The organism is Micromonospora sp. DT62 (assembly GCF_049847285.1).
In the GTDB taxonomy this organism is placed as follows: domain Bacteria; phylum Actinomycetota; class Actinomycetes; order Mycobacteriales; family Micromonosporaceae; genus Micromonospora; species Micromonospora reichwaldensis.
This window is the reverse complement of the sequence record NZ_JBNCOB010000001.1, coordinates 497,489-516,501: the sequence shown is the minus strand read 5'-3', so window position 1 is coordinate 516,501 and position 19,013 is coordinate 497,489. Positions and strand designations below refer to the sequence as shown.

The following is a 19,013-nucleotide window of genomic DNA, read 5'->3' as shown; positions in this document are numbered from 1 at the left end:
AGGGTGCCCGACGATGGCCGCACCGGAATCGCTCTCGCTCGCCCAGGCACGTCGGGTGGCGCTCGCCGCCCAGGGCTTCGCCGACCCCGCGCCCACGGGCGTGCCCACCCGCCGGCACCTGCGCCGGGTGCTCGACCGGGTCGGGCTGATCCAGATGGACTCGGTCAACGTGCTGCAACGGGCGCACTACCTGCCGCTCTACAGCCGGCTCGGGCCCTACCCGACCGCGTTGCTCGACGACGCGGCCTACCGCCGTCCACGCGAGCTGTTCGAATACTGGGGCCACGAGGCGTCGCTGGTGCCCGTCGGGCTGCATCCGGCGCTGCGCTGGCGGATGGCCCGGGCCCGCTCGGAGTCCTGGGGCGGGATGCGGCGGATCGCCCAGGAGCAGCCCGACCTGGTCGCCTGGGTCCGCGACGAGGTGGCCGCCCGGGGGCCGCTCACGGCCGCCGAGATCGAGCACGACGCGCCCCGGGAGACCGGCAACTGGGGGTGGAACTGGTCGGCGGTCAAGCGGGCGCTGGAGTTCCTGTTCTGGGCCGGGGAGGTGACGGCCGCCGACCGCACCACGTCGTTCGCCCGCCGCTACGACCTGCCGGAGCGGGTGCTGCCGGCCGCCGTGCTCGACGCGCCGACGCCGACCGACGCGGAGGCCCACCGCGCGCTGGTGGGCATCGCCGCGCGGGCGCTCGGGGTGGCCGCGGAGCCGGAGCTGCGCGACTACTTCCGGCTGCCGGTGGCCGGCGCCCGGCAGGCCATCGCCGAGTTGGTCGAGGCGGGCGAGTTGCTGCCGGTCGCCGTGCAGGGCTGGCGGCGGCCCGCCTGGCTGCACGCCGGGGCGCGGCTGCCCCGCTGGGTGCGCGGCAACACCCTGGTCAGCCCGTTCGACCCGGTGGTCTGGGAGCGGGCCCGCACCGAACGGCTCTTCGACTTCAGCTACCGCATCGAGATCTACGTGCCGGCGCCGCAACGGGTGCACGGCTACTACGTGCTGCCGTTCCTGCAGGGGGAGCGGTTCACCGCCCGGGTCGACCTGAAGGCCGACCGGAAGGCCCGCGTGCTGCTGGTGCCGGCCGCCTGGGGCGAGCCGGGCGTCGACCGGGGCGAGACCGCGCTGGCGCTGGCCGCCGAGCTGCACCGCCTCGCCGGCTGGCTGGGCCTGGACGCGGTGGCCCCGCCCGCCGCCGGCGACCTGGCCGCCCCGCTGGCCGCGGCGCTGGCGGGCGTGGCCGGTGTACGGTGAGCGACGTGACGAGCGTTGACGGACCGGCCTCCTCGCCGCCGCATCCGCAGACGGGTGGGCTCGACGCCCCGCCCCAGGCCGACCCGGCCGCACCAGCCGACGGACGGCCCACGGACCAGGCGCCGCCACACCCGGGTTCGCCCTATCCGGGTTCGCCCTATCCGGGGGCGGCGGCCTACCCCGTCGCCGAGCCGGACCGGCTCACCCGCTTCGTCGTCCGCCTCTACGAGCGCTCCCCGCGCTGGGCGGTGCCGCTGGCCGCGCTCGGCTGCGTCGCCGCCGGCATCGGCTACGCGCTGATCAGCGACCCCACCCGCTCAGCGCCCGACGCCGCGCCGAGCTGCCTGCTCAAGCTCACCACGGGGCTGGACTGCCCGGGCTGCGGCGGCACCCGCGCGCTCTGGTACGTGCTGCACGCCGACCTGCCGGCCGCCGCCCGGCACCACTTCCTCTTCGTCTTCGCGCTGCCCTTCCTGGCCTACCTCTTCGTCGCGTGGGCGGGCCGGCAGGCGTTCGGCTGGCGCCTGCCCGAGCTGCGGATCAGCTCCCGGGCGATCGGCGTCTTCCTGGCCGCCTGGCTGGCCTTCACGATCCTGCGCAACCTGCCCTGGGCGCCCTTCACCTCCCTCTACGTCTGACGAGTACGCCACTAAGAGTGCGCCCACCGGCGTGCGCGCCGTCCGGGCTGCGGTCGTGTCGGACGGGGCCGTCCGGGTCGCGCGGGGCCGGAATGTCACGAGCTTCCTGGATCTCGTCTCGACCGGGCCGGTCACCCTGCCCGGACCAAGGGCCGGCCCTGACGGTGCGGGTGCCCGTGCCCTGTCGAGCTGAATCGTTTGCGACATCGCGCTCCCGATGCTTGTTCGCCCCGACGCACGCCCCGACGGGCCGTCCGGCGCGCCGGCGGACGCGGGGACCCGGCTGAGCTGAGAGCACGGTGGCGGGCCGCCCGAGCCGAGGACCCCGCCGCTCGCTGATGTCGTAGACGATTCAGTTCGACAGCGTGCGAAAGCCGATGCGTCGGGCCGACCCCCGACCCCCGGTCCCCGGCGTGACGTCCGATGGGCCTCGTGCTGATGCTGGCCACATTCCTGCCAGGTCATGACTCCCGACGCGGCGCATGGAACGCGGCCGGCCCGCGGGCGACCGCGTCGTTTCGGTGACCGACGTTGCACTCGGGCGAGGCTGGCTTGGGTGGGCGGGGGCCACGGCACTACAGTCCCAGGAATGCCGGAGATGGTGCAGCCCCAGGTCAAGCTCGTCGCGTGGACGCACTTCGAGGCCCCCGACGACGTGCCGTGGTCGACCGACGCCGAGGGCGGCCAGGCCCTCGCGGAGTTCGCCGGCCGGGCCTGCTACCAGAGCTGGAAGAAGCCGAACCCGGCCACCGCCACCAACGCCGGCTACCTCGCGCACATCCTGGAGGTCGGCCACCTGAGCGTGCTGGAGCACGGCTCGGTCAGCTTCTACTTCAGCGGGGTCTCCCGCTCGTTCACCCACGAGCTGATCCGGCACCGGCACTTCTCGTACTCCCAGCTCTCCCAGCGGTACGTGCCGGAGCGCGACGCCGCCATGGTCGAGCCCTCGGTGATCGCCGACGACCCGGAGCTGCACAAGAAGTTCGTGGAGGCGGCCGAGGCGAGCGTGCGCGCGTACAACGAGCTGCTGGAGGGGCTGGAACGGCGCTTCGCCGACGTGGAGAACGCCACACTGCGGCGCAAGCAGGCCCGCCAGGCGGCCCGCGCGGTGCTGCCCAACGCCACCGAGACGCGCATCGTGGTCACCGGCAACTACCGGGCCTGGCGGCACTTCATCGCCATGCGCGCGACGGAGCACGCCGACGTGGAGATCCGTGAGCTGGCGGTGGAGTGCCTGCGGCAGCTCCAGGGCGTCGCCCCGAACGTCTTCGCCGACTTCGTCATCTCGGCCCTGCCCGACGGCACCGAGGTCGCGGCGAGCCCGCACGCCGAGCTGTCCTGAGGGCTTCCCCGGCGGGGCGCCGGTGGTCGTCCGCTAGGTTGGTGGCATGACGCACGACCACCCTGACACGCCCGCCCGGGCGGTGTCCCGCCCCTTCGGGCGAGTCCTCACGGCCATGGTGACCCCGTTCACCGCCGACGGCTCGCTCGACCTCGACGGCGCCGCGCGGCTCGCCAGCTACCTGGTCGACGAGCAGGGCAACGACGCGCTGGTGGTCAACGGCACCACCGGCGAGTCGCCGACCACCACCGAGGCCGAGAAGGAACAGCTGATCCGGGCCGTGGTGGAGGCGGTCGGTGACCGCGCCAAGGTCGTGGCCGGGGTCGGCACCAACGACACCCGGCACACCATCGAGCTCTCCACGGCCGCCGAGAAGGCGGGCGCGCACGGCCTGCTCGTGGTCACGCCCTACTACAACAAGCCGCCGCAGAGCGGCCTGCTGCGGCACTTCACCGCCGTCGCGGACGCCACCGGGCTGCCGGTGATGCTCTACGACATCCCGCACCGGGCGGGCGTGCCGATCGACACCGAGACGATGGTGCGCCTGGCCGAACACGCCCGGATCGTCGCGGTGAAGGACGCCAAGGGCGACCTGACCGCCACGAGCTGGGTCACCAGCCGGACGAACCTCGCCTTCTACAGCGGCGAGGACTCGCTCACCCTGCCCTCGCTGGCCGTGGGCGGCGTGGGCGTGGTCGGCACCTCGTCCCACTTCACGGGCGCGCTCACCAAGCAGATGATCGAGGCGTACGACGCGGGGGACACCGCCACCGCGTTGAGCCTGCATCGGCGGCTGCTGCCGCTGTTCACCGGTATCTTCCGTACCCAGGGCGTGATCCTGGTGAAGGCGGGCCTGGCGGCCGCCGGGAAGCCCGCCGGGCCGGTGCGCGCGCCGATGGTCGACGCGACCGACGACGAGATCGCCCAACTCCGCGCGGACTGCGCGGCGGCGGGCCTGGAACTGCCCGAATGATCGAACGACACGACGGACGCCGAGTGACGGCGTCGCAGAATGAGGTGGACGCGTGACCGAGGCGCACATCGATGCGGAACTTCCCCCGCCGCTGCCGGAGGGTGGGCTGCGGATCATCCCGCTCGGCGGGCTCGGTGCCATCGGTCGCAACATGACCGTCTTCGAGTACGACGGCAAGCTGCTGGTGGTCGACTGCGGGGTGCTCTTCCCCGACGTGGAGCAGCCCGGGGTCGACCTGATCCTGCCCGACTTCGGTCCGATCCTGGACCGGCTCGACGACGTCCAGGCGATCGTGCTGACCCACGGCCACGAGGACCACATCGGCGCGGTTCCCTACCTGCTCGCGCACAAGCCCGACATCCCGCTGGTCGGCTCCCAGTTCACCCTCGCCCTGGTCGAGGCGAAGCTCGCCGAGCGGCGGATCCAGCCCTACACGCTGACCGTGCGGGAGGGCGGCCGGGAGCGGCTCGGCCCGTTCGAGTGCGAGTTCTTCGCGGTCAACCACTCGATCCCCGACGCGCTCGCGGTGGCCATCCGCACCCCGGCCGGCCTGGTGCTGCACACCGGCGACTTCAAGATGGACCAGCTCCCGCTGGACGGTCGGATCACCGACCTGGCCGGGTTCGCCCGGCTCGGCGCCGAGGGCGTGGACCTGCTGCTCTCGGACTCCACCAACGCGGAGATCCCCGGCTTCGTCACCCCCGAGCGGGAGATCGGGCCGGTGCTCGACTCGATCTTCGCGAAGGCCAAGGGGCGGATCATCGTCGCGTCCTTCGCCTCGCACGTGCACCGGGTGCAGCAGGTGTTCGACTCCGCGGGCGAGCACGGCCGCAAGGTCGCCCTGATCGGCCGCTCCATGGTCCGCAACATGGGCATCGCCCGCGACCTGGGGCTGCTCAACATCCCGGCCGGGCTGGTCGTCGGGCTGGAAGAGGCGACGACCCTGCCGCCCGAGCAGATCGTGCTGATGTCCACCGGTTCGCAGGGCGAGCCGATGAGCGCCCTGGGCCGGATGGCCAGCGGCGACCACCGGCACATCACCATCGCCCCCGGCGACACGGTGGTGCTCGCCTCGTCGCTGGTGCCCGGCAACGAGACCTCGGTCTACCGGGTGATCAACCGGCTGGCCAGGGCCGGGGCCGTGGTGGTGCACAAGGACGTGGCCAAGGTGCACGTGTCCGGTCACGCGCCCGCCGGCGAGCTGCTCTACCTGCTCAACGTGGTCCGCCCGAGCAACCTGATGCCGGTGCACGGCGAGTGGCGGCACCTGCGCGCGCACGCCCGGCTCGGCATCGAGTCCGGCGTCGCCCCCGACCGGGTGGTGCTCTGCGAGGACGGCGACGTCGTCGACCTCGTCGAGGGCCGGGCCAGCCTCGTCGGGCACGTGAAGAGCCGCTACGTCTACGTCGACGGCCTCGCCGTCGGCGACGTCAGCGAGTCGCTGCTCACGGAGCGCCGGATCCTCGGCGACGGCGGGTTCATCGCCACCACCGTGGTGGTCGACTCGGTGACCGGCAAGGTGGTGGGCGGCCCGACCCTGTCGGCGAAGGGCTTCTCCGAGGACCCGGAGGCGTTCAACCCGGTGATCCCGCTGGTCACCGAGGCCCTGAACCGGGCGGCCTCCGACGGCATCACCGACCCGCACCAGCTCCAGCAGATCGTCCGGCGCACCGTGGGACGGTGGGTGAACGACGCGTACCGCCGTCGGCCCATGATCGTTCCCACCGTCGTCGAGGTCTGACCCCGCACCGCCGCGACGCCCGCCCGCACCCCGTGTGCCGGCGGGCGTCGCCGTGCGGCGGGCCGCCCCGGCGGCTCACCCCGGGGTCGCCGCCGGCGGCCGTGGTCGTGTCGAGCAGGCCGGCGAGTCGCCGGCCGGCCCGCGTCAGGCCAGCAGCGCGTTCAACTCGCCGTAGCCCATCGCGTCGGCCAGCGAGTCGTACGACCCGGAGTGCAGCGCCTCCGTGGCGGCCCGGCGGACCAGCCCGTACGCGGCCTCGGCGAGCGCCGAGCCGAGGCTGACCCGGGCCACCCCCAGCCCCGCCAGCATGGCGACGGGGAGCCCACCCGGCCCGGTGAGCACGTTGACCGGCCCCTCGATGCCGGCGACCAGCGCGCCGATGGTCTCGGCGTCGGCCACGCCCGGCACGAAGATCCCGTCCGCGCCCGCCGCCCGGTACGCGACCGCGCGGCGCAGCGTCTCCGCCAGCCGGTCCGCCGGGTCGCCCACCGCCCGCAGGAACACATCGGTGCGGGCGTTGACGAAGAGCCGCACCCCCGCCGCGTCCGCCGCCTCCCGGGCGGCCCGGATCCGGGCGCACTGGTCGTCGACCGGGCGCAGCGGGGACGCCCCCGCCGGCGCGGCGTCCTCGATGTTCACGCCGACCGCGCCGGCGGCCAGCACCCCGGTCACGGTGTGGGCGACCCCGGCCGGGTCGGCGGCGTACCCGCTCTCGATGTCCGCGGTGACCGGGACGGTGACGGCGGCGGCGACGCGGGCGACCACCGCCAGGGCGCGCTCGCGGTCCAGTTCGTCCCCGTCCGGGGCGCCCAGGCTCCACGAGACGCCGGCGCTGGTGGTGGCGACCGCCGCCGCGCCGCAGTCGGCCACGATCCGGGCGCTCGCCACGTCCCAGGCGTTGGGCAGGACGAGCGGGGAGCCGGGGCGGTGCAGGGAGTGCAGGAGCAGGGCGGTGCGCTGGTGGTGCGTCGTCGTCATGGGTGCCAGTCCAGCAGGGCGAGAGGAGATCGTCCGGCGGGTTTCGGACCTCACCGGTGGGCCGCCGCCCGGCCCGACGGTCAGGGCAGGGCGGCGACCGCCTCGGCGTACGCGACACCGGTGTCCACGGCCGCGTTCAGCAGGACCGTGAGCTGGGCCGGGGCCACCCCGTGCGCCAGGTCGGTGGCGACGTGGCCGGCCAGCAGCAGCTCGCCCTCCCGCTCGTGCACGTACGCCTTCGGCAGCAGCCGGTCGTGGTTCCAGGCGTTGCAGAAGGCGTACGCCTCCGCGAGCCGGTCGGCCGGCAGCCGGCGGTTCGCCACGGACCGGGCCTGGAGGATCTCGCCCCGTTCGCCGGCGCGCCGGAACTGGATCAGCGCCTCGCCCCACCGGCCCGTGACGGCGCCACGGTCGTCCACCGCGTACTGGTCCCCACGCCGGTCCAGCTCGGCGGTGATCATCGCCAGGCTCAGCGGGCGGGGCTCCCCGTCCGGCAGGCCGTCGTCGGGCGGGTCGTCGGCGTCGTCGTCCGCGTCGTCGTCGGGCGGCAGGGGCACCGGTGCGGCGGCCGGCCGTTCGGCCAGCCAGGACGCGATCCGGCCGGACTGGTGGCCGGTGCCGTTGCGGGCGTCGAAGCTGCCGGCCAGCGCGGTGGCCACCCCGAGCAGGGTGGCGCCCAGCGTGGCCACGTCGAGCTCGGCGGCCGGCCGCACCCCGTACGCCGGGCGGTGCACCGTCCGCCCGCCGAGCCCCGCCTCCACGGCGAGGGCGCAGACCAGCGCCCCGGCGGCGGCGAACTCCATGGCGGACAGGTCGTCGTGCGGCCGGTCCAGCCGGGGCAGTTGCTCGGCGAGGACGTCGACGCCCCGAGCGGGGTGTCCGGCCAGCGCACACCACCGCAGGTGCGCGGCGAGCAGCGGGAAGGCGGCCCGCTCCCGCCGGTGCCGCCGGTACGCCCGCACGTGTGCCTCGGCCGCCCGCTCGGGCTCCCCGGTCCGCAGCCAGGACAGCAGCCCGGCGACCAGCGTCCGCTCCGGCTGCTCGGTGCAGTCGACGCCGCCGTGCGCGGAGTCCGGCAGGGCGGCCAGCGCGGCCCGGTGGTCGCCCCAGCCGGCGAGCAGTTCCGCCCGTCGGGCCGCCGCGCAGTCCGGGCAGCCGCCGACCGGCCCCGGATCGGCCGTCGACCATTGGTCGTACCACCGCCGGGCGGTGGGCTCGTCGCCGAGGTGGTCGGCGATGCGGCAGCGCAGCTCGGCGACCACCGCCGGGTCGTCGGCGGCGCGCGCGGCGAGGTCGTCCAGCATGGACCGGGCCTGGTCCAGCCCGACCCGGGGCGAGCCGAGCAGGGCCTCGACCGCGTACCGCCGGTAGCGCCGCAGCGGCTCGGCCTGGTCTGCCGCCAGCAGGTCGGGGCGGCGCTCCACCGTGGCGAGGCAGCGGCGCACCGGCTCGATCAGCCGCCACCGCTGCCCGTGCAGGAGGTACGCCTCGATGAGCGCGAACCGGGCCGCCAGGGCCGTCCGGTCGTCGCCGGTGGCGTCGGCGTGCGCGGCGATGCGTTCCAGCTCGGTGCTGCGGGCCTCGCCGTCGGGGCTGTCGCGGGCGTCGGCGAGCGCTCCGGCCAGCGCGGGGTCGGGCGCCCGGCCCCCGCGCCGCAGCCCGCTCCACCAGCCGGGCAGCCCGAACGGGTCGAGGCCGCGACCGGCCAGGTCCCCGCCGCGGCCCGTCACGCCACCACCCCGCCGGGCAGCCGGGCCACCTCGGTGGCGAGCTGGCAGCCGGTGGCGATGCCGCAGTCGAGCAGCTGGTCGAGCTGGTGCGCGGTGACGCCGCGTTCCAGGTCGGTGATGACCTCGCCGCAGATCCGGGCCCGCCCGTCGTCCTCGACGTGCACGAAGGCCTTCGGCCAGAGCCGGTCGTGGTTCCACGCGTTGCAGAAGGCGTGCAGCGCCGGCACGTACTCGATGGGGAACGCCGGCGCGGTCAGGGTGCGGACCTGGAGCAGCTCGCCGTTGGCGCCGGGGCGCAGGAACCAGATCAGGCTGTCGTCCCAGCGGCCGACCAGGTCGCCGTCGGCGTCGGCCTGGACACGGTATCCCCGGCTGTGCAGCACGGCGGCCATCAGCTCGCCGGTCAGCGGTTCCAGCGCCCCCGGGTGCCCGGCCAGGTGGCCGTCCCGACCGTCCTCGGTTCCCGGCGACGACATGGGGGCAACCCTTCTGAGGCAGATATCACGTGACGCGGCGGGGCCCGCGCTGCGACACGCGGACACGACCCGGAAAGGCGGCGATCTGCCGGGTCACGCCATTAGGTTGATGCTATGGCGGGCCGTACCTCTCAGGCGAGCCGGCGGCGCGGCGCGTCGCCGCGTGGCACCACGAACAGTCGTGCCCGTCAGCCGGCGAAGAAGACCGCCCGCGCGGCGGCCCGGCGGCGGCCGGCGGCCCGGTCCGGCCCGGGTCCGATGGTCGGGCAGGCGCTCCGCGCACTGTGGATGGGGATGGCGCACGGCCTCGGCTGGGCGTTCCGGCAGGCCGGCTCCGCCCGGGGGCTCGACCCGGAGCAGCGCCGCGACGGCGCGGGCCTGCTGGTCTTCGGCCTCGCCCTGCTCAGCGCGGTGGCCCTCTGGTTCTCCGGCGCCGGCCCGGTGGGCGCGCGGCTGGCCGACACCTTCCGGCTCTTCCTCGGGGCGATCTCGGTCGTGGTGCCGGTGCTGCTGATGATCGGCGCCTGGCGGTTGATGCGCGAGCCCGTCGATCCCGAGCACCGCGGCCGGGGCCTGGTCGGCTGGACCTCGATGCTGGTCGCCACCGCCGCGATGCTGCACATCGGACAGGACCCGGCCGACGCGGGCCAGCGCGACTTCGCCGGCGGTCTGGTCGGCGCCGGCGTCGGCAGCCTGATGGAGCGGGCGGTCACCGCCTGGGTGGCGGTGCCGCTGCTGATCCTGCTGCTGGTCTTCGGCCTGCTGGTGGTCACCGCGACCCCGATCAACAAGGTCCCGGAGCGGCTCGGCCTGCTGTTCGGCACCCGGATCGCCCCGCCGGGGGTGGAGGAGGAGACGGACGAGGAGCCCGCCCGGCCGGCGCCCCGTAAGCGCCGGGCGAAGCGGGCGGCCCCGCCGCCGCCCGACCCGGCGGAGTTCGACGACGACCTCGACGGGGTGGACCTCCAGGAGACCCTGGTGCTGCCCCGCAAGCCCCCGGGCCGGGTTCCGGCCACCCGCAGGCCGGCGGAGCCGCCGGAGCACTCGCCCGCCCCGACGCGGGCCGAGCAGCTCGCGTTGACCGGGCTGGCGGGCGACTACACGCTGCCGCCGGCGAACATCCTCGGCAGTGGCGCGGCCCCGAAGTCCCGGAGCAAGGCCAACGACGAGGTGATCGTCGCGCTCACCGGCGTCTTCGAGCAGTTCGGTGTGGACGCGGCCGTCACCGGGTTCACCCGCGGGCCCACCGTCACCCGCTACGAGGTGGAGCTGGGCCCGGGCGTCAAGGTCGAGCGGATCACCCAGCTCTCCCGCAACATCGCGTACGCCGTCAAGTCGCCGGACGTGCGGATCCTCAGCCCGATCCCGGGCAAGAGCGCGGTCGGGGTGGAGATCCCGAACACCGACCCGGAGAACGTGGCGCTCGGCGACGTGCTGCGGTCGCGGGCCGCCACCAGCGACCACCACCCGATGGTGGTGGCGCTGGGCAAGGACATCGAGGGCGGCTACGTGGTGGCCAACCTCGCCAAGATGCCGCACATCCTGATCGCTGGCGCGACGGGCGCGGGCAAGTCGTCCTGCCTGAACTCGCTGCTGGTGTCCATCCTCACCCGGGCCACGCCGGACGAGGTGCGGCTGCTGCTGATCGACCCGAAGCGGGTCGAGATGACGGGCTACGAGGGCATCCCGCACCTGGTCACCCCGATCGTGACCAACGCGAAGAAGGCGGCCGACTCGCTGGAGTGGGTCGTCCGCGAGATGGACATGCGCTACGACGACCTCGCCGCCAACGGGGTCCGGCACATCGACGACTTCAACCGCAAGGTGCGCAGCGGCGAGATCAAGGCGCCGCCGGGCAGCGAGCGGGAGATGCGCCCGTACCCGTACCTGCTGGTGATCGTGGACGAGTTGGCCGACCTGATGATGGTCGCCCCGCGCGACGTGGAGGACTCGGTCGTCCGGATCACCCAGCTCGCCCGCGCGGCCGGCATCCACCTGGTGCTGGCCACCCAACGCCCGTCGGTCGACGTGGTCACCGGCCTGATCAAGGCCAACGTGCCGTCCCGCCTGGCGTTCGCCACCTCCTCGCTGGCCGACTCGCGGGTCATCCTCGACCAGCCGGGCGCGGAGAAGCTGCTGGGCCGCGGCGACGGCCTGTTCCTGCCGATGGGCGCCTCGAAGCCGATCCGGATCCAGGGCGCCTGGGTGACCGAGCGCGAGATCGCCGACGTGGTGAAGTTCTGCAAGGACCAGCGCGAGCCGGAGTTCCGCCCGGACGTGCTCGTCGCGCCGGACGCCGGCAAGAAGAAGATCGACGAGGAGATCGGCGACGACCTCGACCTGCTGGTGCAGGCGGTCGAGCTGGTGGTCACCTCGCAGTTCGGCTCGACCTCGATGCTCCAGCGCAAGCTGCGGGTCGGCTTCGCCAAGGCGGGGCGGCTGATGGACCTCATGGAGACCCGGGGCGTGGTCGGCCCGTCGGAGGGGTCCAAGGCCCGGGACGTGCTGGTCAAGCCGGACGAGCTGGAGGAGGTCCTGGTCGGCCTGCGCGGCGGCGAGGACTAGGCCCCCGTCCACACACACGCGACGGGCCCGCCGGCACTCCGGCGGGCCCGGTCTCCGCTGGGGGAGCGGTGGGTCAGTTGTTGACGAGCGCGTTGATGATCAGCAGGCTGACCACGATGGCGGCCACGTTGGCGGCGGCGGCGTACCAGCCGAGCGGCTTGTCACCGAGCACGGCGCCGACGATGCCCAGGACCAGCCCGATCACGCCGAAGATGAGCGGGTTGAGCAGGAGCGCGAGGACCGCGAAGACGAAGCCCACGATGGTGCAGATGCGGGCGGCGTTGGTGCGCGGGCGGGCGGTCGAGTGCATGTTGGCCATGTCTGCCTCCGTGGGTGAGAGCCTTTCCGGTGCCAGGCACAGCTCTACCCACTGTGGTCGTCCGTCACGCCTCGCCCCTGTGGACGCCGGTCAGTGGAAGACCTTCAGGCCGACGACGCCGGCGACCACCAGCAGCAGGCAGGCTATCCGGGGCAGGCTGGCCGGCTCGTTCAGCGCGAGCATCCCGACCAGGGCGGTGCCGACCGCGCCGATGCCGACCCAGACGACGTAGCCGGTGCCGACCGGGATCTCGCGCAGCGCGTACGCCAGGCCGGCCATGCTGAGCACCAGGGTCACCACGAAGACCAGCGACGGGACGAGCCGGGTGAAGCCGGCGCTGCGGTCGAGGGCGATCGCCCACGCGGTCTCGAGAAGTCCGGAGACCACCAGCACGATCCAGGCCATGGAAGATCACCTCTGCGTAGGCGCCCGGACCGTCGGGCCGGGAGGAGTGGGTTCGGTACACACACGCGGGGCGTCTTGGCCTGACCGGGTACGCCCACCACTCGTCCGGGGCGACCTGGGGCCGCCACGACCGACGGTAGCACCGGCCGGGCGGCGCCCGGGGTGAGCCGGGCCACCGCGGGTTGACCTGAACCTCGCTTCAACTTGCAGTATCGGGGTATGCCGTTGCTCTTCTCCGATCCCGAGGTCGCCGCCGCGCTGGACGCCCCCACCACGGTCGCCGCGATGCGGGACGCCCTGCTCGCCGCGTACGCCGGCCGCCTGGTGGCCCCGCCCCGGGCCGCCGCGCCGCTGGGCGGGGGACGGATGGTGCTCACCGCCGGCCACCTCACCGGCGAGTGGTACGGCTACCGCTCGTACGACACGTTCGGGCACCCGGAGAGCGAGCAGGTGGTGGTGCTGCACGACGGGCGTACCGGGGCGGTCCGGGCGGTGGCGGTCGGGGAGGAGTTGGGCTCCCGGCGTACCGGCGGGCTCGGCGGGGTCGCGGTGGACGCCCTGGCCCGGCCGGACGCCGCCACCCTGGGCGTGATCGGCTCCGGCGGGCAGGCGTGGACCCAGGTCTGGGCCGCCGCCGCCGTCCGTCCGCTGCGCGAGGTCACCGTGCACAGCCGCTCCGCCGCCCGGCGGGAGGCGTTCGCCGCCCGGGTCCGCGCCGAGCTGGGCGTGCCGGCGCGGGCGGTGGACTCGGCGCGGGCCGCCGTCCGGGACCGCCACGTCGTGGTGCTCGCCACCACCGCCGTCGGCCCCGTGCTCGATGCCGCCGACCTGGCCCCCGGCACCCACGTGAACACGGTCGGCTTCAAACAGGTCGACCGGCACGAGTTCGGCACCGACCTGCTGGACGCCGCCGACCTGCTGGTCACCGACTCGCCGGCGCAGGCGGCCGCGTACGACCCGCCGATGCTGGCGACGCTGCCCGCGTACGCCGGGCGGTTGCGCGACCTGGGCGCGGTGCTGACCGGCGCCGTTCCCGGCCGGACCGGCGCGGACCAGGTCTCGGTCTTCTGCTCGACCGGCCTGGCCGGCACGGAGGTCTTCCTGCTCGACCGGCTGGTCGGGGTGGGCGCGGCGGCGGTCTGAGCCGGCCGCGGCCGCCGGGAGCGTGCGGGCGGCCCGCCGTTGGCGGCAGCCGGCCGCCCGCCCGGTACCCTCGGATGGTGTCTGCCACCTCCCCTTCCCCCGCCGACGGCCGCCGTGTCGCCCTGCTGACCCTGGGCTGTGCCCGCAACGAGGTCGACTCGGAGGAGCTGGCCGCCCGGCTGCACGCCGACGGCTGGCAGGTCACCACCGACGGCGAGGGCGCCGACGTGGTGGTCGTGAACACGTGCGGCTTCGTGGAGAAGGCGAAGCAGGACTCCATCCAGACCCTGCTGGCCGCCGCCGACACCGGGGCCAAGGTGGTCGCCGCCGGCTGCATGGCCGAGCGGTACGGCCGCGAGCTGGCCGACAGCCTCCCCGAGGCGCAGGCGGTGCTGAGCTTCGACGACTACCCGGACATCGCCGCCCGGCTGGACGCGGTGGTCGCCGGCGAGCGGATCGACGCGCACACCCCGCGCGACCGGCGCGAGCTGCTGCCCCTCACCCCCGTCTCCCGGCGGGACAGCGGGGTGTCGCTGCCCGGCCACGGCACCCCGGTCCGGGGCGTCACCGAGACCGACGAGCACACCCCGGCCCACCTGCGCCAGGTGCTGCGCCACCGGCTCGACACCGGCCCGGTCGCCTCGCTCAAGCTGGCCAGCGGCTGCGACCGGCGCTGCGCGTTCTGCGCCATCCCCGCCTTCCGCGGCGCCTTCGTCTCCCGTACGCCGGACGAGCTGCTCGCCGAGGCGGAGTGGCTGGCCAAGACCGGCGTTCGCGAGCTGGTGCTGGTCAGCGAGAACTCCACCTCCTACGGCAAGGACCTGGGCGACCCCCGGGCGCTGGAGAAGCTGCTGCCCCAGCTCGCCGCGATCGACGGCATCGTCCGGGTGCGGGCGAGCTACCTCCAGCCGGCCGAGACCCGGCCCGGCCTGGTCGAGGCGATCGCCACCACGCCCGGCGTGGCGCCCTACTTCGACCTGTCGTTCCAGCACTCGAGCGAGCCGGTGCTGCGCCGGATGCGCCGTTTCGGCTCCACCGAGCGGTTCCTGGAGCTGCTGGCGAGCGCCCGCGCGCTGGCGCCGGCCGCGGGCGCGCGGAGCAACTTCATCGTCGGCTTCCCGGGCGAGACCCGCGGCGACTACCAGGAGCTGGTGCGGTTCCTGACCGAGGCCCGGCTCGACGCGATCGGGGTGTTCGACTACAGCGACGAGGACGGCACCGAGGCCGCCGGGCTGCCCGGCAAGGTCTCCGCCGCCACGCTCAAGCGTCGCTACGACAAGCTCAGCGCGCTCGCCGACGAGCTCTGCTCGCAGCGCGCCGAGGACCGCCTGGGCGCCACGGTCGAGGTGCTGGTCGACTCGGTCGACGACGGCGTGGTCGAGGGGCGGGCGGCCCACCAGGCCCCCGAGGTCGACGGCTCGACCACCCTCGTCGCCCCGTCCGGCGGCGGGGTGGACCTGGCCGCGCTGCGCCCGGGTGACCTGGTGCGGGCGACGGTGACCAGCACCGAGGGAGTGGACCTGGTGGCGGTCCCGGATGAGATGATCTCGGCGGCGCCCGGCGCAACACGGTGACGGCGGGCCCGGACGGAGCGGGGGAGCCAGGTGGTGGGGTGCCAGGTACGCCACGGCCGCCGGAGCGGGGTGCGGCGGTGACCGGGGCGACGGAATCGACGCCCGCGCCGGTGGTGGCCGGCGTACCGGTGATGAACGCGGCCAACGCGCTCACCGCGCTGCGGCTGGTCCTGGTGCCGGTCTTCGCGGCGTCCGTGGTCGCCTCGGCGATGACCCACGCCGGCTGGCGGATGGTCGCCTGCCTGATCTTCGCCGTCGCCTCCGCGACCGACCTGGTCGACGGCTGGATCGCCCGCCGGTTCGCCCTGGTCACCTCGGTGGGCAAGGTCGCCGACCCGATCGCGGACAAGGCCCTCACCGGGGCCGCGCTGCTGCTGCTCTCCTGGTACGACCAGTTGCCCTGGTGGGTGACCGCCGTGATCCTCGTCCGCGAGCTGGGCATCACCGCGCTGCGGTTCTGGGTGATCCGCCACGGCGTGATCGCGGCCAGCCGGGGCGGCAAGATCAAGACTGCGCTCCAGATCCTGGCCATCACGTGGTACCTGTGGCCGATGCCGGCCGTGCTCGCCGCCGTCGGCCCGTGGATCATGGCCGCCGCGGTCGGCGTCACGGTGATCACCGGCTTCGACTACGTCGCGCAGGCCCTCCGGCTGCGCCGCCCCACCGCCTGACCCGGCGCCCGTACCGGCCGTCCTCGCCCGCCCGGCCCGGCCCCTCTCCCGCCCGGCGCCGCGCCCGTCGGGAAGGATGAGTAGGGCCGGCGGGGCGGGGAAAGGATCCGGGACATGGACAGTGACGCTGAGGAAACGCGGCCGGCCGGAAGCCCGGCGGCCGGCGTGGTGCACAGCCTCTCGGAACGGCACGAGACCCTGGCCACCGTCGAGTCGCTCACGGGTGGCCTGCTGGCCGCCTCGATCGTGGAGATCGCCGGGGTGAGCGGGATCTACCGGGGCGGCCTGGTGGTCTACGCCACCGAGCTCAAGTCGCTGCTCGCCGACGTACCCGAGGACCTGCTGGCCGACCGGGGACCGGTCGACCCGGACGTGGCGGTCGCCCTCGCCGAGGGCGGACGGCACCGCTGCGGGGCCGACTGGGGCCTGGCCACCACCGGGGTGGCCGGTCCCGAACCGCAGGACGGCAAGCCGGTCGGGCTGGTCTACGTCGCCGTGGCCGGGCCGTCCGGCACCGAGGTCCGGCAGCTCGACCTGGCCGGCGGTCGCGACCACATCCGCTCGGCCGCGGTCGTCGAGGCGTTGCGGCTGCTCGCCGCGCGGATCCACCAGACCGACGCCGCCGGGGCGGCAGCGTCCGACAGCCGGGCGGCCGGGGCCGACGGCGGGCGGACCGACGCGGCCGGCGCGGGTCGCCGCTGACGGCCTTCTGAGGATCCGAGGGGCGGGGTGGGATGTCGTGGGGGCCCGCAACGGGTACGGTTGCGGGAAGGCTCCGACGACCGGTCCGGCTCGACGTGCCGGACGGGCCGCCTGGAAGAGTGGTGTCCCTCAGGGGGAGGTGCGAATGGTCCTGCTACGCCGCGTGATCGGTGACGCACTGCGGGCGCGCCGGCAGGGGCAGCACCGCACCCTGCGCGAGGTCTCCTCCGCCGCCAACGTCAGCCTCGGCTACCTCTCCGAGATCGAACGCGGCCAGAAGGAGCCCTCCAGCGAGCTGCTGGCCGCGATCTGCGACGCCCTCGGCGCGCGCCTCTCCGAGCTGCTGCGTGAGGTCAGCGACACCGTCGCCCTCGCCGAGCAGATGCCCGGCGTGCTGGTGCCGGTGCAGGACGAGCCGGCCGCGCCCGTCGCCGTACGCAGGAGCACGGGTCGGGGCGTGCACCAGGTCAGCTCGGACGGCACGGTCGCCGTCCAGGTCCGCCAGGACTCCCCGCTCAAGGCCACCCTGCGCAGCAGCTCCCGGGTCCGGGGCAGCGAGCGCGACGTGGTCTGCGCCGCCTGATCCACTTCCTCTTTCTCGCCACGTGGTCGGCCTCGACGGCGCCGCGTACCCTTGATCGCGGACGGCGTCGGCGCTCGCTTCGCTCGCCGGTACGGATGCCCCGGTGGCGTCCGGCTGGGACGATGGAGCCACTGCCGCGCCGGAGCCGGCCGGGAGCACCCGGCGCGGTCCAGGCGGAGCGACGCTACTGAGGGGACAACGCAAAGATGGCGAACCCGTTCGTCAAGGGGTGGAAGTACCTGATGGCGCTCTTCGGCGCCAGGATCGACGAGCACGCCGATCCGAAGGTGCAGATCCAGCAGGCCATCGAGGAGGCCCAGCGCCAGCACCAGGCGCTGGTCCAGCAGGCCGCAGCCGTGATCGGCAACCAGCGGCAGCTGGAGATGAAGCTGTCCCGTCAGATGTCCGAGGTCGAGCGGTTGCAGGCCAACGCCCGCCAGGCACTGGTCCTCGCCGACCAGGCCCGCGCCCGGGGCGACGAGACCGAGGCCGGTCGCTACGAGCAGTCCGCGCAGACCCTGGCCACCCAGCTGGTCTCGGCCGAGCAGGCCACGGAGGACCTCAAGACCCTGCACGACCAGGCGCTCGGCGCCGCCGCCCAGGCCCGCCGGGCGGTCGAGAACAACTCGATGATCCTCCAGCAGAAGCTCGCCGAGCGCACCAAGCTGCTCAGCCAGCTGGAGCAGGCCAAGATGCAGGAGAGCGTGGCCCGCTCGCTGGAGTCGATGTCGTCGCTGACCGCCCCCGCCAACACGCCCTCGCTCGACGAGGTGCGCGACCGCATCGAGCAGCGGTACGCCACGGCGATGGGCCGCGCCGAACTGGCCGGCAACTCCGTCGAGGGCCGCATGCTGGAGATCCAGAAGTCGACCCTGGACTCGGCCGGCTCCTCCCGGCTGGAGCAGATCCGGTCGAGCATGGCCGGCGAGCAGCTCGGCGGCAAGCAGGAACGACCGGGTGTGGAGCAGCAGGCCCAGCCCGCCGCGCCGGCCGCCGACCCGGCGGCCGCCGCCCGGCTGAACGAGCTCCGGGCCAGCATGGGCCGGGAACGTGGCACCGGAGACACCACCGCCGCCGGCTGAGCGGCCGGGTCGAGGAGGCAGAGGTGGCAGACGAGCGCACGCGGTACTTCCGGCGCCTGAGCCGGTTGCGGCGGTCCGCGCGCCGGTGGAGCGTCACGGCCGGCGGCCTGGGCGGCGCCGCCGCCGTGCTGACCCCGTACGCCGGACTGGGGCTGCCCGACGCGGCCTGGGCGGCCGGGGCGGGCGGCGCGCTGGTGCTCGCCGCTTGGCGCTGGGTCGACCTGCGGGCGCTGGCCGCCCGGCCGGCACCACCGGCGCTCGACCCGGCCGAGGCCGCCGCCCGGTCCCGCGCCAGGCTGGTCGCCGCCGTGGAGCGGCTCCCCGTCGGCCCCGGCGTGCTGGCCGAGGTCCGCCGGGTGCGCTCCCGGGTGGCGCTGCGCGGCACCAGCGCCGCCGAGCCGTGGGCCCGGCTGGACCGGGCCGCCCTGACCCTCGCCGGGATGACCGGCCGGCTCACGGGGCTCGCCTCGCCGGCCGTGCTGGAGGCCGCCGAGGCCGACCGGTCGCTGCGGGACCTCGCCGACCGGGTGGCCAGCGTCGAGCGCACGCTGCGGCTCGCCCCTGCCGAGTCCCGGCCGGCGCTGGCCGAGGCGCACCGGGCCCTGAGCACGCAGCTGGAAGAGGGCGTCACCGCGTACGAGCGGCTCGTCGTGGCCGCCGCCGGCTACGTCGCCGGGGACGCCCACCCCGACGCCGCGCACCCGGCCGCCTCCCGCCTCACGGAGGCGACCGACCTGCTGCACGGCGTCGCCACGGCCCTGACCGAACTCCGCGCCGTCGGCGCCCCCCTCCGCACCCCCTGACCCCGCCCCGCCCGCACCTCCCCGCCGAGCCTCCCGCCCCTCCTG

General features: G+C 74.9%; 18 protein-coding genes and 1 riboswitch. Of the genes, 13 read left to right on the top strand and 5 right to left on the bottom strand.

The genetic code is table 11. The features are described from left to right. Nucleotides 1-13: 13 nt before the first annotated feature. The 5 genes from ACPXCB_RS02295 to ACPXCB_RS02275 all read left to right on the top strand — a co-directional run bounded on the left by ACPXCB_RS02295 (nucleotide 14) and on the right by ACPXCB_RS02275 (nucleotide 5,937). Complete coding sequence (locus ACPXCB_RS02295) at nucleotides 14-1,243, top strand: winged helix-turn-helix domain-containing protein (RefSeq protein ID WP_425871687.1); 1,230 nt, start codon at nucleotides 14-16, stop codon at nucleotides 1,241-1,243. Further along, nucleotides 1,240-1,881 (top strand): DUF2752 domain-containing protein, encoded by a 642-nt coding sequence (locus ACPXCB_RS02290; protein ID WP_425871685.1) that lies wholly within the window; start codon nucleotides 1,240-1,242, stop codon nucleotides 1,879-1,881. The genes ACPXCB_RS02295 and ACPXCB_RS02290 overlap by 4 nt, the downstream gene beginning before the upstream one ends. A 598-nt stretch (nucleotides 1,882-2,479) precedes the next feature. Then, on the top strand, nucleotides 2,480-3,223 hold the full coding sequence (gene thyX, locus ACPXCB_RS02285; protein ID WP_151457408.1) for an FAD-dependent thymidylate synthase: 744 nt from the start codon (nucleotides 2,480-2,482) through the stop codon (nucleotides 3,221-3,223). Nucleotides 3,224-3,269: 46 nt separating this feature from the next. After that, entirely contained in the window at nucleotides 3,270-4,196 is a 927-nt protein-coding gene (gene dapA / locus ACPXCB_RS02280; protein WP_425871682.1) for a 4-hydroxy-tetrahydrodipicolinate synthase, read from the top strand. A 52-nt stretch (nucleotides 4,197-4,248) separates the two neighbouring features. Continuing rightward, nucleotides 4,249-5,937, top strand: coding sequence for a ribonuclease J (locus tag ACPXCB_RS02275; protein ID WP_425871679.1), 1,689 nt, complete (start codon nucleotides 4,249-4,251; stop codon nucleotides 5,935-5,937). Nucleotides 5,938-6,081: 144 nt separating this feature from the next. On the opposite strand, the gene ACPXCB_RS02270 is transcribed toward ACPXCB_RS02275, so the two are convergent. The 3 genes from ACPXCB_RS02270 to ACPXCB_RS02260 all read right to left on the bottom strand — a co-directional run bounded on the left by ACPXCB_RS02270 (nucleotide 6,082) and on the right by ACPXCB_RS02260 (nucleotide 9,121). Next, nucleotides 6,082-6,915, bottom strand: coding sequence for an isocitrate lyase/PEP mutase family protein (locus ACPXCB_RS02270; RefSeq protein WP_425871676.1), 834 nt, complete (start codon nucleotides 6,913-6,915; stop codon nucleotides 6,082-6,084). A gap of 80 nt (nucleotides 6,916-6,995) precedes the next feature. Further along, complete coding sequence (locus ACPXCB_RS02265; protein WP_425871673.1) at nucleotides 6,996-8,645, bottom strand: YbjN domain-containing protein; 1,650 nt, start codon at nucleotides 8,643-8,645, stop codon at nucleotides 6,996-6,998. After that, nucleotides 8,642-9,121 carry a YbjN domain-containing protein gene (locus ACPXCB_RS02260; RefSeq protein WP_425871670.1) on the bottom strand — a complete coding sequence of 160 codons (480 nt, stop codon included), beginning with the start codon at nucleotides 9,119-9,121 and terminating at the stop codon, nucleotides 8,642-8,644. Before ACPXCB_RS02260 ends, ACPXCB_RS02265 begins: the two co-directional genes overlap by 4 nt. Nucleotides 9,122-9,235: 114 nt before the next feature. On the opposite strand from ACPXCB_RS02260, the gene ACPXCB_RS02255 reads away from it, so the two are divergent. Further along, nucleotides 9,236-11,686 (top strand): DNA translocase FtsK 4TM domain-containing protein, encoded by a 2,451-nt coding sequence (locus ACPXCB_RS02255; protein WP_425871667.1) that lies wholly within the window; start codon nucleotides 9,236-9,238, stop codon nucleotides 11,684-11,686. A gap of 73 nt (nucleotides 11,687-11,759) precedes the next feature. Here ACPXCB_RS02255 and ACPXCB_RS02250 read toward each other — a convergent pair whose 3' ends face one another. Both ACPXCB_RS02250 and ACPXCB_RS02245 read right to left on the bottom strand, forming a co-directional pair. Then, complete coding sequence (locus tag ACPXCB_RS02250) at nucleotides 11,760-12,005, bottom strand: hypothetical protein (RefSeq protein WP_327030827.1); 246 nt, start codon at nucleotides 12,003-12,005, stop codon at nucleotides 11,760-11,762. A 90-nt stretch (nucleotides 12,006-12,095) separates the two neighbouring features. Beyond that, on the bottom strand, nucleotides 12,096-12,410 hold the full coding sequence (locus ACPXCB_RS02245; protein ID WP_132232868.1) for a DMT family transporter: 315 nt from the start codon (nucleotides 12,408-12,410) through the stop codon (nucleotides 12,096-12,098). 64 nt (nucleotides 12,411-12,474) lie between these two features. Then, a riboswitch (guanidine-III (ykkC-III) riboswitch) is annotated at nucleotides 12,475-12,540 on the bottom strand. Between the two features lie 89 nt (nucleotides 12,541-12,629). On the opposite strand from ACPXCB_RS02245, the gene ACPXCB_RS02240 reads away from it, so the two are divergent. From ACPXCB_RS02240 to pspM, 7 genes are all read left to right on the top strand, one after another. Further along, the gene (locus tag ACPXCB_RS02240; RefSeq protein WP_425871664.1) at nucleotides 12,630-13,553 is read left to right on the top strand and encodes an ornithine cyclodeaminase family protein; all 924 of its coding nucleotides are present in this window, start codon (nucleotides 12,630-12,632) and stop codon (nucleotides 13,551-13,553) included. A 74-nt stretch (nucleotides 13,554-13,627) separates the two neighbouring features. Beyond that, nucleotides 13,628-15,127 carry a 30S ribosomal protein S12 methylthiotransferase RimO gene (gene rimO / locus ACPXCB_RS02235; protein WP_425871662.1) on the top strand — a complete coding sequence of 500 codons (1,500 nt, stop codon included), beginning with the start codon at nucleotides 13,628-13,630 and terminating at the stop codon, nucleotides 15,125-15,127. A gap of 77 nt (nucleotides 15,128-15,204) precedes the next feature. Further along, nucleotides 15,205-15,798: a CDP-diacylglycerol--glycerol-3-phosphate 3-phosphatidyltransferase gene (gene pgsA, locus ACPXCB_RS02230; RefSeq protein ID WP_425871660.1), complete on the top strand. Its 594-nt coding sequence runs from the start codon at nucleotides 15,205-15,207 to the stop codon at nucleotides 15,796-15,798. A gap of 114 nt (nucleotides 15,799-15,912) precedes the next feature. After that, nucleotides 15,913-16,500: a CinA family protein gene (locus ACPXCB_RS02225; protein ID WP_425871657.1), complete on the top strand. Its 588-nt coding sequence runs from the start codon at nucleotides 15,913-15,915 to the stop codon at nucleotides 16,498-16,500. A gap of 145 nt (nucleotides 16,501-16,645) precedes the next feature. Next, a complete protein-coding gene (locus ACPXCB_RS02220) occupies nucleotides 16,646-17,083 on the top strand; it encodes a helix-turn-helix domain-containing protein (protein ID WP_425871654.1) in 438 nt (145 codons plus the stop codon). A 206-nt stretch (nucleotides 17,084-17,289) separates the two neighbouring features. Beyond that, a complete protein-coding gene (locus ACPXCB_RS02215; protein ID WP_425871652.1) occupies nucleotides 17,290-18,165 on the top strand; it encodes a PspA/IM30 family protein in 876 nt (291 codons plus the stop codon). A gap of 23 nt (nucleotides 18,166-18,188) precedes the next feature. Continuing rightward, on the top strand, nucleotides 18,189-18,968 hold the full coding sequence (pspM, locus tag ACPXCB_RS02210) for a phage shock envelope stress response protein PspM (RefSeq protein WP_425871649.1): 780 nt from the start codon (nucleotides 18,189-18,191) through the stop codon (nucleotides 18,966-18,968). Nucleotides 18,969-19,013 lie beyond the last annotated feature (45 nt).

Bases quoted from the DNA above. Each gene is read 5' to 3' on its own strand.
- ACPXCB_RS02245 (WP_132232868.1), bottom strand. From the start codon at position 12,410: ATGGCCTGGATCGTGCTGGTGGTCTCCGGACTTCTCGAGACCGCGTGG.
- dapA (WP_425871682.1), top strand. From the start codon at position 3,270: ATGACGCACGACCACCCTGACACGCCCGCCCGGGCGGTGTCCCGCCCC.
- ACPXCB_RS02225 (WP_425871657.1), top strand. From the start codon at position 15,913: ATGGACAGTGACGCTGAGGAAACGCGGCCGGCCGGAAGCCCGGCGGCC.
- thyX (WP_151457408.1), top strand. From the start codon at position 2,480: ATGGTGCAGCCCCAGGTCAAGCTCGTCGCGTGGACGCACTTCGAGGCC.
- ACPXCB_RS02295 (WP_425871687.1), top strand. From the start codon at position 14: ATGGCCGCACCGGAATCGCTCTCGCTCGCCCAGGCACGTCGGGTGGCG.
- ACPXCB_RS02250 (WP_327030827.1), bottom strand. From the start codon at position 12,005: ATGGCCAACATGCACTCGACCGCCCGCCCGCGCACCAACGCCGCCCGC.
- ACPXCB_RS02220 (WP_425871654.1), top strand. From the start codon at position 16,646: ATGGTCCTGCTACGCCGCGTGATCGGTGACGCACTGCGGGCGCGCCGG.
- ACPXCB_RS02240 (WP_425871664.1), top strand. From the start codon at position 12,630: ATGCCGTTGCTCTTCTCCGATCCCGAGGTCGCCGCCGCGCTGGACGCC.
- ACPXCB_RS02270 (WP_425871676.1), bottom strand. From the start codon at position 6,915: ATGACGACGACGCACCACCAGCGCACCGCCCTGCTCCTGCACTCCCTG.
- rimO (WP_425871662.1), top strand. From the start codon at position 13,628: ATGGTGTCTGCCACCTCCCCTTCCCCCGCCGACGGCCGCCGTGTCGCC.
- ACPXCB_RS02260 (WP_425871670.1), bottom strand. From the start codon at position 9,121: ATGTCGTCGCCGGGAACCGAGGACGGTCGGGACGGCCACCTGGCCGGG.
- ACPXCB_RS02215 (WP_425871652.1), top strand. From the start codon at position 17,290: ATGGCGAACCCGTTCGTCAAGGGGTGGAAGTACCTGATGGCGCTCTTC.
- ACPXCB_RS02255 (WP_425871667.1), top strand. From the start codon at position 9,236: ATGGCGGGCCGTACCTCTCAGGCGAGCCGGCGGCGCGGCGCGTCGCCG.